11 protein-coding genes and 1 pseudogene are annotated in these 11,927 nt (G+C 70.9%); 6 read left to right on the top strand and 6 right to left on the bottom strand.

What is annotated here, in order from left to right; all coding sequences use genetic code 11:
* Positions 1-176, top strand: a pseudogene (locus tag EAO72_RS30260) (glycerol-3-phosphate dehydrogenase); the annotation flags it as partial.
* 93 nt (positions 177-269) lie between these two features.
* Here the strand turns inward: EAO72_RS30260 and EAO72_RS30255 are convergent.
* The gene (locus tag EAO72_RS30255; protein WP_148020277.1) at positions 270-1,976 is read right to left on the bottom strand and encodes a glycerol-3-phosphate dehydrogenase/oxidase; all 1,707 of its coding nucleotides are present in this window, start codon (positions 1,974-1,976) and stop codon (positions 270-272) included.
* A 242-nt stretch (positions 1,977-2,218) separates the two neighbouring features.
* Here EAO72_RS30255 and EAO72_RS30250 point away from each other — a divergent pair, with 242 nt between their 5' ends.
* Positions 2,219-3,481, top strand: coding sequence for a nucleotide sugar dehydrogenase (locus EAO72_RS30250; protein ID WP_148020276.1), 1,263 nt, complete (start codon positions 2,219-2,221; stop codon positions 3,479-3,481).
* Between the two features lie 106 nt (positions 3,482-3,587).
* The gene (locus EAO72_RS30245; protein WP_148020275.1) at positions 3,588-4,172 is read left to right on the top strand and encodes a hypothetical protein; all 585 of its coding nucleotides are present in this window, start codon (positions 3,588-3,590) and stop codon (positions 4,170-4,172) included.
* Positions 4,173-4,250: 78 nt separating this feature from the next.
* Here EAO72_RS30245 and EAO72_RS30240 read toward each other — a convergent pair whose 3' ends face one another.
* The 4 genes from EAO72_RS30240 to EAO72_RS30225 all read right to left on the bottom strand — a co-directional run bounded on the left by EAO72_RS30240 (position 4,251) and on the right by EAO72_RS30225 (position 8,620).
* Positions 4,251-5,375, bottom strand: coding sequence for a GuaB3 family IMP dehydrogenase-related protein (locus EAO72_RS30240; protein WP_136327594.1), 1,125 nt, complete (start codon positions 5,373-5,375; stop codon positions 4,251-4,253).
* 105 nt (positions 5,376-5,480) lie between these two features.
* Positions 5,481-6,983, bottom strand: a complete 1,503-nt coding sequence (gene guaB, locus EAO72_RS30235; protein WP_148020274.1) for an IMP dehydrogenase — start codon at positions 6,981-6,983, stop codon at positions 5,481-5,483.
* A 127-nt stretch (positions 6,984-7,110) separates the two neighbouring features.
* The gene (locus EAO72_RS30230; protein WP_148020273.1) at positions 7,111-7,686 is read right to left on the bottom strand and encodes a sigma-70 family RNA polymerase sigma factor; all 576 of its coding nucleotides are present in this window, start codon (positions 7,684-7,686) and stop codon (positions 7,111-7,113) included.
* Positions 7,687-8,008: 322 nt separating this feature from the next.
* Positions 8,009-8,620 carry a response regulator transcription factor gene (locus EAO72_RS30225; RefSeq protein ID WP_003948568.1) on the bottom strand — a complete coding sequence of 204 codons (612 nt, stop codon included), beginning with the start codon at positions 8,618-8,620 and terminating at the stop codon, positions 8,009-8,011.
* A gap of 411 nt (positions 8,621-9,031) precedes the next feature.
* Here EAO72_RS30225 and EAO72_RS30220 point away from each other — a divergent pair, with 411 nt between their 5' ends.
* A complete protein-coding gene (locus EAO72_RS30220; protein ID WP_018550557.1) occupies positions 9,032-9,358 on the top strand; it encodes a WhiB family transcriptional regulator in 327 nt (108 codons plus the stop codon).
* A gap of 84 nt (positions 9,359-9,442) precedes the next feature.
* Here the strand turns inward: EAO72_RS30220 and EAO72_RS30215 are convergent, their stop codons facing one another.
* The gene (locus EAO72_RS30215; RefSeq protein WP_148020272.1) at positions 9,443-10,333 is read right to left on the bottom strand and encodes a LysR family transcriptional regulator; all 891 of its coding nucleotides are present in this window, start codon (positions 10,331-10,333) and stop codon (positions 9,443-9,445) included.
* Positions 10,334-10,414: 81 nt separating this feature from the next.
* On the opposite strand from EAO72_RS30215, the gene EAO72_RS30210 reads away from it, so the two are divergent.
* Positions 10,415-11,089 carry an MOSC domain-containing protein gene (locus EAO72_RS30210; protein ID WP_148020271.1) on the top strand — a complete coding sequence of 225 codons (675 nt, stop codon included), beginning with the start codon at positions 10,415-10,417 and terminating at the stop codon, positions 11,087-11,089.
* 57 nt (positions 11,090-11,146) lie between these two features.
* The gene (locus EAO72_RS30205) at positions 11,147-11,920 is read left to right on the top strand and encodes an SDR family NAD(P)-dependent oxidoreductase (protein ID WP_148020270.1); all 774 of its coding nucleotides are present in this window, start codon (positions 11,147-11,149) and stop codon (positions 11,918-11,920) included.
* Positions 11,921-11,927: the final 7 nt, after the last annotated feature.

Raw genomic sequence — 11,927 nt, 5'->3', positions numbered from 1 at the left:
CGCGGTTGTGTGCGGAGCTGATGGCACGGGTGCTCGGCTGGGACAAGGGCCGGATCGAACGTGAGGTCGCGCACTACGAGAAGCGGGTGGAGGCGGAACGGGAGTCGCAGCGCCAGCCCGACGACCTGACGGCGGACGCGGCGCGGCTGGGGGCACCGGACATCGTGCCCATCTAGGACAGCGTCCGGCCCCCGTGCCTGCCGCCGCCCCGCCCGGCGGTGAAGGGCCGGTGGGCGGGGCGGCGGCAGGCACGGGGGCCGGACGCTGTCCTAGATGGGCACGATGTCCGGTGCCCCCAGCCGCGCCGCGTCCGCCGTCAGGTCGTCGGGCTGGCGCTGCGACTCCCGTTCCGCCTCCACCCGCTTCTCGTAGTGCGCGACCTCACGTTCGATCCGGCCCTTGTCCCAGCCGAGCACCCGTGCCATCAGCTCCGCACACAACCGCGCGGAGCGTGTGCCGCGGTCGAAGGTCTCGATGGAGATCCGGGTACGCCGGGTCAGTACGTCGTCGAGGTGGCGGGCCCCCTCGTGCGAGGCCGCGTACACGATCTCGGCCTTCAGGTAGTCGTCGGCGGCCGGCAGCGGTTCGCCCATCACCGGGTCGGCGACGATCAGCTCCAGGATCTCCTCGGTCATGGAGCCGTACCGGTTCAGCAGATGCTCCACCCGGGCGACGTGGAGACCGGTGCGGGCGGCGATCCTGGCCCGGGCGTTCCACAGGGCGCGGTAGCCCTCGGCGCCCAGCAGCGGGATGTCCTCGGTGACGCACTCCGCGACCCGCTGGTCGAGGCCGTGCACCGCCTCGTCCACGGCGTCCTTCGCCATCACCCGGTACGTCGTGTACTTGCCTCCCGCGACGACGACGAGGCCCGGCAGCGGGTGCGCCACCGTGTGTTCGCGCGACAGCTTGCTGGTCGCGTCCGACTCGCCGGCCAGCAACGGCCGCAGGCCCGCGTAGACGCCCTGGACGTCGTCCCTGGTCAGCGGGGTGGCGAGGACGGAGTTGACGTGTTCGAGCAGATAGTCGATGTCCGCGCTGGAGGCGGCCGGATGGGCCTTGTCCAGGTCCCAGTCGGTGTCCGTCGTCCCGACGATCCAGTGCCGTCCCCACGGGATGACGAAGAGCACGGACTTCTCGGTGCGCAGGATCAGGCCCGTGGAGGAGTGGATGCGGTCCTTGGGGACGACCAGATGGATGCCCTTGGAGGCCCGTACGTGGAACTGGCCGCGCTCGCCGATCAGCGCCTGGGTGTCATCCGTCCAGACGCCGGTGGCGTTGACCACCTGTTTGGCCCTGACCTCGTACTCGCCGCCCGCCTCGACGTCCGCCACCCGGGCGCCGACGACCCGTTCGCCCTCCCGGAGGAAGCCGACCACCCGTGCCTGGTTCGCCACCTGCGCGCCGTACCCGGCGGCGGTCCGCACCAGCGTCGCCACATAGCGGGCGTCGTCCATCTGGGCGTCGTAGTACTGCAGGGCCCCCACCAGGGCGTCCCGCTTGAGCGCCGGCGCGACCCGCAGGGCCTGGCGGCGGGAGAGGTGGCGGTGCACGGGCAGCCCGCGGCCGTGCCCGGAGGACACCGACATCGCGTCGTACAGCGCGACGCCGGAACCGGCGTACAGCCGCTCCCAGCCCTTGTGCTGCAAGGGATAGAGGAACGGCACCGGTTTCACGAGGTGCGGGGCGAGGCGCTCCAGCAACAGCCCGCGCTCCTTCAGCGCCTCGCGGACGAGCGCGAAGTCGAGCATCTCCAGATAGCGCAGCCCGCCGTGGATCAGCTTGCTCGACCTGCTCGACGTGCCGGAGGCCCAGTCGCGCGCCTCGACCAGTCCCGTCGAGAGCCCTCTCGTCACCGCGTCGAGTGCCGTCCCGGCGCCGACCACGCCCGCCCCCACGACCAGCACGTCCAGTTCGCGCTCGGCCATCGCGGCGAGCGCTGCCGCACGCTCCGCGGGTCCCAGTGTCGCTGTCCTCACTGCTGCCTCCCGGTAGATCGGGGTGGTCCGGCACGGGGATGCGGTCCGACCGCGGGGTCGGGTGCCCGTGCCCACCTCTCGATTCTGTCCGCGCTCCGCGACTTCAGCCACCGCCTGTGGACAACACCCGGACGACGACGGCCACACAATGCGACATATAGGTCATATTTACGCCTAGTCTGACATTGCACTGTCCCCAGCAGTTGCGCTTTCTCGGTTCCCAGGGAAGGACGGCCACCCACGTGCCTGCAGACCTCGCCGTCATCGGACTCGGTCACCTCGGCCTGCCCCTCGCCCAAGCCGCCGTGTCGGCCGGTATCCAGACCATCGGCTACGACACCGACCCCCGGGCCTTCGCCGAGCTCTCCGCGGGCCGTACCCCGGTCGAGGGATCGCTCACCGCGTCCGACATCCGCCGGATGCTGTCCGGAGGATTCCGCCCCACCACCAACCAGGGCGAGCTGGGCCGGGTCCGTACCGCCGTGATCTGCGCCCCCACACCCCTCGGCCCCGACCGCACCCTCGACCTCACCGCCGTCGGCGACGCGGCCCGCGCCCTGGCCGCCCGGCTGCGCCCGCACACCACCGTGCTCCTGGAATCGGCCGTACCCCCCGGCACCACCGAGAACTTCCTGCTCCCCCTCCTCGAGGAGGGCTCCGGGCTGCGCGGCGGACGCGACTTCCACCTCGCCCACTCCCCCAGCCGCCTCGACCCCGGCAACCGCACGCACGTCTACACCAACACCCCCAAGGTCATCGGCGGCCTGACCCCCGCCTGCACGGAATCGGCCGCCGCCTTCTACAGCCGGCTCACCGACAAGGTCGTGCGCGCCCGCGGCCCGCGCGAGGCCGAGATGACCAAGGTCCTGGAGACCAACTTCCGGCACGTCAACATCGCGCTGGTCAACGAGATGGCCGTGCTCTGCCATGACCTCGGCGTCGACCTCTGGGACGTCATCCGGTGCGCCGAGACCAAGCCCTTCGGCTTCCAGCCCTTCCGCCCCGGCCCCGGCGTCGGCGGCCACGGCGCCCCGGTCGACCCGGGCTACCTCCCGTACAACAGCCGCACCCCCGGACACCCGCTGCGGATGGTCTCGCTCGCCCAGGAGATCAACGACCGGATGCCGCAGTACGTGATCCAGCGCTGCGCCACCCTCCTCAACGAGCACGGGAAGTCCGTCCGCGGCGCCCGGATCCTGCTCCTGGGCGTCACCTACAAGCCGGACCTCGCCGACCAGGAGGCCTCCCCCGCCCGCGAGATCGCCACCCGGCTGATGGACATGGGCGCCCAGATCGGCTACCACGATCCACACGTCCTGGACTGGCGCGTACGCGAACTCCCGGTCCCGCGTGCCGATTCGCTGTACGAAGCCGCCTCCAGCGCCGATCTGACGGTGCTGCTCCAGCACCACCGCACCTACGACCTCCAGGGCCTCGCGGTGAAGGCGCAGCTCCTTCTCGACACCCGTGGCGCGACCCCGGCGGGGGCCGCGCACCGCCTCTGATCGCAGTCCCCCCAAGGATTCCGGTGGGTCAATGTCGGAACCGACTGCTAGCCTGCGGCGTCACTCCTCGCACATCAGTGCGCCACAGTCCCAGGGGGAACCCACCATGAGCACGCCCGTACCACCGCCGAACCAGCCGTACGACGGTCAGCCCACGCCCGGCAACCCCTACGCCGCGCAGCCCGGCCAGCCCCAGCCCGGCGCCCCGACCGGCAACCCGTTCGCGGGTCAGCAGCCCGTCGGCGCCCCGTTCGGCGGCGGCGCACCCTTCGCCCCGGTGGCACCGGCGCGCAACAACGTGGGCCTGGGCATCCTCGTCGCGTTCATCGCGGCACTCGTCGCGGCGGGCATCTACGGTGCGATCATCGGCGCCACGAAGCACGAGATCGGCTACGCGGCCGTGGGTGTCGGCGCCATCGTCGGCTTCGCCGCCGGCAAGCTCGGCGGCCGCAACCCCGCCCTGCCCGTCATCAGTGGCGCCCTCGCCCTGGTCGGCGTCTACTTCGGCCAGCTGCTCGGTGAAGCGATCATCATCAGCAAGCAGCTCCCGCTCTCGGTCACCGAGATCTTCTTCGACCACTTCAGCGACCTGAACACGGTGTGGAAGGAAGACTCCGACGCGCTCAGCTTCGTCTTCTTCGCCGTCGCCGCCGTGGTCGCGTTCTCCACGGCCCGCAAGACGTCCGACTAGTCGCGGACCCCACGCACGACACACGGGAGGGCCCGGACCACGATCGTGGTCCGGGCCCTCCCGTCATGTTCCGTGCAATCAGCGGCGGTGCTGCGAGTCCGCCACCGTCACCTCGACGCGCTGGAACTCCTTGAGGTCGCTGTACCCCGTCGTCGCCATCGCCCGGCGCAGGGCGCCGAAGATGTTCATCGAACCGTCGGGGGTGTGCGAAGGACCGGTGAGGACCTCCTCGGTCGTCCCGACGGAGCCGAGGTCGACCAGCTTGCCGCGCGGCACGTCCTCGTGGACGGCCTCCATGCCCCAGTGGCGGCCGCGGCCCGGCGCGTCCGTCGCGCGGGCGAGCGGGGATCCCATCATCACGGCGTCCGCACCGCAGGCGACGGCCTTCGGGATGTCGCCGGACCAGCCGACGCCGCCGTCCGCGATCACGTGCACGTACCGGCCGCCGGACTCGTCCATGTAGTCGCGGCGGGCACCGGCCACATCGGCGACCGCGGTCGCCATCGGAACCTGGATGCCGAAGACGTTGCGCGTGGTGTGCGCGGCGCCGCCGCCGAAGCCGACGAGGACACCGGCCGCGCCCGTACGCATCAGGTGCAGGGCCGCGGTGTACGTGGCGCAGCCGCCGACGATCACCGGGACGTCCAGCTCGTAGATGAACTGCTTCAGGTTGAGCGGCTCGGCCGCACCCGAGACGTGCTCGGCGGAGACCGTCGTACCGCGGATGACGAAGATGTCCACACCCGCGTCGACGACGGCCTTGGAGAACTGGGCGGTGCGCTGCGGGGAGAGCGCGGCGGCGGTGACGACACCGGCGTCGCGCACCTCCTTGATGCGCCGGCCGATCAGCTCCTCCTGGATGGGGGCGGAGTAGATCTCCTGGAGCCGGCGGGTCGCGGACTCGACCGGCATCTCGGCGATCTCGTCGAGGAGCGGCTGCGGGTCGGCGTGCCGGGTCCACAGGCCTTCCAGGTTGAGCACCCCGAGGCCGCCGAGCTCGCCGATGCGGATGGCGTGCTGCGGGGAGACCACGGAGTCCATGGGAGCGGCCAGGAACGGCAGCTCGAAGCGGTAGGCGTCGATCTGCCAGGCGATCGAGACCTCCTTCGGGTCGCGGGTCCGGCGGCTCGGGACGACGGCGATGTCGTCGAATGCGTATGCCCGGCGGCCGCGCTTGCCGCGCCCGATCTCGATCTCAGTCACGATGGTGTGGCCTTTCCCTCTACGTCTGCGCTGTCCAGTATCCCCGACACACACAGGAGGGGCGGTTCCGGGAACCCCGGACCGCCCCTCACCTGCGCTGTCGCGTTACTTCCTGCTGTAGTTCGGTGCTTCGACCGTCATCTGGATGTCGTGCGGGTGGCTCTCCTTGAGACCCGCGGACGTGATCCGCACGAAGCGGCCCTTGCTCTCCATCTCGTCGACGGAGGCGGCGCCCACGTAGCCCATCGTCTGGCGGAGGCCGCCGACGAGCTGGTGCAGCACGTTGGCCAGCGGGCCGCGGTAGGGCACCTGGCCCTCGATGCCCTCGGGGACGAGCTTGTCGTCGGAGGACACCTCGGCCTGGAAGTAGCGGTCCTTGGAGTACGAGCGGCCCTGTCCGCGGGACTGCATCGCGCCCAGCGAACCCATGCCGCGGTACGACTTGAACTGCTTGCCGTTGATGAAGAGGAGCTCGCCCGGCGACTCCTCGCAGCCCGCGAGGAGGGAGCCCAGCATCACGCTGTCGGCACCGGCGGCCAGCGCCTTGCCGATGTCGCCGGAGTACTGGAGGCCGCCGTCGCCGATGACCGGGACGCCCGCCGCACGGGCGGCCAGCGCGGCCTCGTAGATCGCGGTGACCTGCGGGACGCCGATACCGGCGACCACACGGGTGGTACAGATCGAACCGGGTCCGACGCCGACCTTGACGCCGTCGACACCGGCGTCGACCAGGGCCTGGGCGCCGTCGCGGGTCGCGACGTTGCCGCCGATGACGTCCACGTTCACGGCCGACTTGATCTTCGCCATCCAGTTGAGGGCGTTGCTGTTGTGGCCGTGCGAGGTGTCGACGATCAGGAAGTCCACCCCGGCCCCGGCCAGCGCCTGGGCGCGGTCCAGTGCTTCCGGGCTGGCACCGACGGCCGCGCCGACGAGCAGCCGGCCCTCGGCGTCCTTGGCCGCGTTCGGGTACTGCTCGGCCTTCTTGAAGTCCTTGACCGTGATGAGGCCCTTGAGGATGCCCGCCTCGTCGACCAGCGGAAGCTTCTCGATCTTGTGGCGGCGCAGCAGCTCCATGGCGTCCACGCCGGAGATGCCGACCCGGCCGGTGACCAGCGGCATCGGCGTCATGACCTCGCGCACCTGGCGCGAGCGGTCCGACTCGAAGGCCATGTCGCGGTTGGTGACGATGCCGAGCAGCTTGCCCGCCGGGTCGGTGACCGGGACGCCGCTGATGCGGAACTTGGCACAGAGCGCGTCGGCGTCGCCGAGCGTGGCGTCCGGGCCGACCGTGATCGGGTCGGTGACCATGCCGGACTCGGACCGCTTCACCAGGTCGACCTGGTTGACCTGGTCCTCGACCGAGAGGTTGCGGTGGAGCACGCCGACGCCGCCCTGACGGGCCATGGCGATGGCCATCCGGGCCTCGGTCACCTTGTCCATCGCGGCGGACAGCAGCGGGATGTTCACGCGTACGTTCCGTGAGATGAGCGTCGAGGTGTCGACCGCGTTGGGCAGCACCTCGGATGCGCCCGGCAGCAGCAGCACGTCGTCGTATGTCAGCCCGAGCGTCGCGAATTTCTCGGGCACTCCGTCGACGTTTGCAGTCATGACACCTTCCCCAAATGGCCTTGATCGGTGCGGATGTCCATGCTAACGGCCTCTGGCGGCGTCTCATTCCACGAGCAAGATCACCTGGAGGTTCTGTAGCTTCCTACGGCACGGACCGGTGTCCCGTTCACTGTTCCGCGAGGGCCCGCAGCCGGCTGAGCGCACGGTGCTGGGCGACCCGGACGGCACCCGGCGACATGCCGAGCATCTGTCCGGTCTCCTCGGCGGTGAGCCCGACGGCGACCCGCAGGACCAGCAGCTCGCGCTGGTTCTCCGGAAGGTTGGCGAGGAGCTTCTTGGCCCAGGCGGCATCGCTGCTGAGGAGCGCCCGCTCCTCGGGCCCGAGCGAGTCGTCCGGCCGCTCCGGCATCTCGTCGGAGGGCACGGCGGTCGACCCCGGGTGCCGCATCGCGGCGCGCTGGAGGTCGGCCACCTTGTGGCCGGCGATGGCGAAGACGAAGGCTTCGAAGGGCCTGCCGGTGTCCTTGTACCGCGGCAGTGCCATCAGCACCGCGACGCAGACCTCCTGCGCCAGGTCCTCCACGAAGTGACGGGCATCACCGGGCAGCCGGTTCAGCCGGGACCTGCAGTAGCGCAGCGCGAGGGGGTGGACGTGGGCCAGCAGATCATGGGTGGCCTGCGCGTCGCCCTCGACGGCGCGATGCACCAGGGCACCGATCACCGTCGTTCCGTCCTCGCGCATCGAACCATGGTGCCCCGGTGCCGCGTCATCCGCGGCACCGCGTCCGTAGTTGTGCACTGAAGCGTTATGAGCGGGTGCGCCGGAAGTCATGTCCTGCGCCCTCCCCTTCCGCTCGACCGAATCGTTCCCGAGGAACTCCACGTCTCAAGGATGCGTCATCGGCCGGGAAGCGTCACATGCCGCCGGGGCGGCGGGCTGCACGGGCGGCGTACGAGCCGGTCGCGTCCGCGGACACGAGCCGGCTCCGCACCGCTTGCGCGGGGTCGCCCCGTCCGCCCGCGAGCGGACGGGGATGGGTACGGCGGCCGGTCACGGCCGGCCCTCAGCGGACCAGGCCCCAGCGGAAACCGAGTGCCACCGCGTGCGCCCGGTCCGAGGCTCCGAGCTTCTTGAACAGACGCCTGGCGTGCGTCTTCACCGTGTCCTCGGAGAGGAACAGTTCACGGCCGATCTCCGCGTTGGAGCGGCCGTGGCTCATTCCTTCGAGGACCTGGATCTCACGCGCCGTGAGCGTGGGCGCCGCGCCCATCTCGGCCGAGCGCAGCCGGCGCGGGGCGAGCCGCCACGTCGGATCGGCCAGGGCCTGGGTGACGGTCGCCCGGAGCTCCGCCCGGGAGGCGTCCTTGTGCAGGTAGCCGCGGGCCCCGGCGGCGACCGCGAGCGCGACCCCGTCCAGGTCCTCGGCGACGGTCAGCATGATGATCCGCGCCCCGGGGTCGGCGGAGAGCAGTCGGCGGACGGTCTCCACACCTCCCAGACCGGGCATGCGTACGTCCATGAGAATCAGATCCGAACGGTCGGCACCCCAGCGCCGGAGAACTTCCTCCCCGTTGGCCGCCGTCGTCACACGCTCGACGCCGGGCACGGTCGCGACCGCGCGACGGAGCGCTTCTCGGGCAAGCGGGGAATCGTCGCAGACGAGAACGGATGTCATGACCGCCCTCCGCAGCTGATGCGCGTCACCTTGTGCCTCCAGGCTGTTACAAGTCGTCACCTGTGCGGTTGACACTCTCGGACATCTGCCCGATCGCTTTCTCCGTCAACCGCCTCCGCCCTCTCAACGATGGTCACTCGAAAGAGTTACGGGTCGGACGACCGGGTTCGGCACTCTACGTGAGGGACCGACCACGGAGGAGAGCGCCACGGGTCGTCCAGCCGTCAACCGAAAACTTCCCATGAACTTATGCCCCATTTAGCGGGTTTTCTTCCCTTTTGCTGGTGTCTGTGACTAGATTCGCAATCAGTCATATTTACATCTACTAACACCGTAGATGTACGGTCATGGGCACGGTACGACGGACGACCACGACGTTTCCGACACAGCATGGTTTCGAGGGGACAAGCAATGGCAGATTTCTCCCGCCTTCCCGGACCCAACGCCGATCTGTGGGACTGGCAGCTGCTGGCGGCCTGCCGAGGGGTCGACAGCTCCCTGTTCTTCCACCCCGAGGGGGAACGCGGAGCCGCCCGGAGCGCCCGCGAGACCTCCGCCAAAGAGGTCTGCATGCGCTGCCCGGTACGCGCCGAGTGCGCCGCCCACGCACTGGCGGTACGTGAGCCCTACGGGGTGTGGGGAGGACTGACCGAGGACGAGCGCGAGGAGCTCATGGGCCGGGCCCGCAACAGGCTGATCAGCGCGGCCGCCCCCTCGTCGCCACCCGGGCACGGCTGACCCCGCCGCGCCCCATCAAGGCAGAAACGATTCTTCAGTCGCGGCCGGGGCTGCGCGTCCCCCGGGGCCGGCACGGCGGACCGCTCAGCGCGCGGCCGCCAGCGACAGCTGGTCCAGGGTGGCCGCCACGGCCGGGACCTGCGCCAGGTCGGGCAGGGTCAGCGCGACGATCTCGCGCTCGATGGCGGGCTCCACCGTCACGGTCCTGGCCCCCCTGGGACGCACCGACTCGATCGCCAGCGCCGGCAGGACGGCCACCCCGAGGCCCGCGCCGACCAGGCCGATCACCGCCGGGTAGTCGTCGGTGGCGAAGTCGATCCGCGGGGTGAAGCCGGACGCCTCGCAGACCTCCACCAGCTGCCGGCGGCAGCGCGGGCAGCCGGCGATCCACGGCTCCCCGGCGAGTTCACCGATACCCACCTCGTCCCGGCCCGCGAAAGGGTGCCCTTCGGGGACGAGACCGATCAGCCGGTCGGTGAGCAGGGGCCGCACCACGAGGTCGTCCCACTCCGCGCCCTGCGTGCCGTACCGGAAGGCCAGCGCGATGTCGCAGTCGCCGTCGCGCAGCATCTCCACCGAGTGCGGCGGTTCGGCCTCGACCAGGGAGACCCGGGTGCCGGGATGGGCGGCCCGGAGCGCCGCGAGGGCGCCCGGGACCAGGGTGGAGCTGCCGCTGGGGAAGGAGACCAGCCGGACCCGGCCGGCCCGCAGCCCGGCGATCGCGGCGACCTCCTCCTCGGCGGCAGTGAGCCCGGCGAGGATGCCCGAGGCATGACGCACGAGTGCCTCACCGGCCTGTGTCAGCCGCATCTCCCGTCCGGTGCGGATGAGCAGCGTGGTGCCCGCCGAGGACTCCAGTGCCTTCATCTGCTGGCTCACGGCGGGCTGGGTGCAGCCGAGCTCGCGGGCGGCGGCGGAGAAGGAGCCGGTACCGGCCACGGCGCGCAGGACTCGGAGATGACGGGCTTCGATCACCCTTCCAACATAAGGGACTCTTGGGTCAGCCGCGAATTATTCGCGTACAGCTTTGAGCCGGGGACTCGCTAACGTTCGGGCATGACTGCGAAGACTGTGCTGACCGTGAACGCGGGCCGCCCCATGGCGGCGCCCTACACCGACGCCCCGGGCGGCATGACCGGGATCGACAAGCACCCCGTCGAGGGACTCATACGCGTCTGCGACCCGGGTCCCGAGGGCGTGGGCGGCAGTGGTCTGGCCGGGGACACGGTCTGCGACCTGCGCCACCACGGCGGCTCGCACCAGGCCGTGTACGCCTTCGCACGCGAGGACCTCGACGGGTGGGAGCGGGAACTGGGGCGCCCGCTGCCCAACGGCTCGTTCGGCGAGAACCTGACCACGGGCGGGCTGGAGGTCGGCGGTGCGCTGATCGGCGAGCGCTGGCGGATCGGCGCGGAGCTGGTTCTGGAGGTCACCTCCGGCCGGATTCCGTGCCGTACGTTCGCGGGCCACCTCGACGAGGCGCGCTGGGTGAAGCGGTTCACGCGGGCGGCGGTCCCGGGGGCGTACCTCCGGGTGATCACGGCGGGCAGCATCCGGGCCGGCGACCCGGTCGAGATCGTGCACCGGCCGGACCACGAGGTGACGGTGCAGTTGCAGTTCCGGGCCGTGACGACGCAGCGCGAGCTGCTGCCGCTGCTGCTTCCGGCCGGCGAGGCACTGCACCCCGAGGCGCTGCGGAGCGCCCGCGCGTACGTGCCCCGTCAGGCCTGAGCGGGGAGCGGTGGGCGGGTCGTCGCCGGGCCCGCACGGGGCACTAACGTGCCGCGTATGACGACTGCACTGATTACGGGCGCGACCGCGGGCATCGGCGCCGCCTTCGCGCGGCGGCTCGCGGCCGAGGGGCACAACCTCGTGCTGGTGGCCCGCGACACCGACCGGCTGCGGGACCAGGCCACCGAACTGCACGACCGGCACGGCATCGAGGCCGAGGTGCTGACGGCGGATCTGTCCGCGGACGACGGGATCGCCGCGGTCGAGAGCAGGCTGGCGGACCGTAAGCAGCCGGTCGATCTGCTGGTCAACAACGCCGGGTTCGGCAACAAGGGGCAGTTCCTCGACGTCCCGATGGCCGACGAACTGGCGATGCTGAAGGTGCACTGCGAGGCGGTCCTGCGGCTGACCTCGGCGGCCGCGGCCGGCATGAAGGAGCGGGGCAGGGGCGGCGTCGTGAACGTGGCCTCCGTCGCCGCGTTCGTGCCGCGCGGTACGTACGGGGCGTCCAAGGCGTGGGTCGTGCAGTTCACCCAGGGCGCGGCGAAGGACCTGGCCGGTTCCGGCGTGCGGATGATGGCCCTGTGCCCCGGCTTCGTACGGACGGAGTTCCATGAGCGGGCCGGGATGGGCACCGGCAACATCCCGGGCTGGATGTGGCTCGACGCCGACAAGCTGGTGGCGACGGCGCTGGCGGACCTGGCGCGCGGCAAGTCGCTGTCGGTCCCCGACGCGCGGTACAAGGCGTTGATGGGCCTGGTGAAGGTGACGCCGCGCGGCCTGCTCGGAGGGGTCACCTCCAAGACAGGCCGCAAGTACGGACCGCAGTGAGCGGTGG

It is taken from the genome of Streptomyces sp. OR43 (assembly GCF_008042275.1).
In the GTDB taxonomy this organism is placed as follows: Bacteria; Actinomycetota; Actinomycetes; order Streptomycetales; family Streptomycetaceae; genus Streptomyces.
Note: the sequence above shows the minus strand (reverse complement) of the source record. Positions and strands in the feature narration are given on the sequence as shown.

Bases quoted from the DNA above. Each gene is read 5' to 3' on its own strand.
- EAO72_RS30245 (WP_148020275.1), top strand. From the start codon at position 3,588: ATGAGCACGCCCGTACCACCGCCGAACCAGCCGTACGACGGTCAGCCC.
- guaB (WP_148020274.1), bottom strand. From the start codon at position 6,983: ATGACTGCAAACGTCGACGGAGTGCCCGAGAAATTCGCGACGCTCGGG.
- EAO72_RS30230 (WP_148020273.1), bottom strand. From the start codon at position 7,686: ATGCGCGAGGACGGAACGACGGTGATCGGTGCCCTGGTGCATCGCGCC.
- EAO72_RS30225 (WP_003948568.1), bottom strand. From the start codon at position 8,620: ATGACATCCGTTCTCGTCTGCGACGATTCCCCGCTTGCCCGAGAAGCG.
- EAO72_RS30220 (WP_018550557.1), top strand. From the start codon at position 9,032: ATGGCAGATTTCTCCCGCCTTCCCGGACCCAACGCCGATCTGTGGGAC.
- EAO72_RS30210 (WP_148020271.1), top strand. From the start codon at position 10,415: ATGACTGCGAAGACTGTGCTGACCGTGAACGCGGGCCGCCCCATGGCG.
- EAO72_RS30205 (WP_148020270.1), top strand. From the start codon at position 11,147: ATGACGACTGCACTGATTACGGGCGCGACCGCGGGCATCGGCGCCGCC.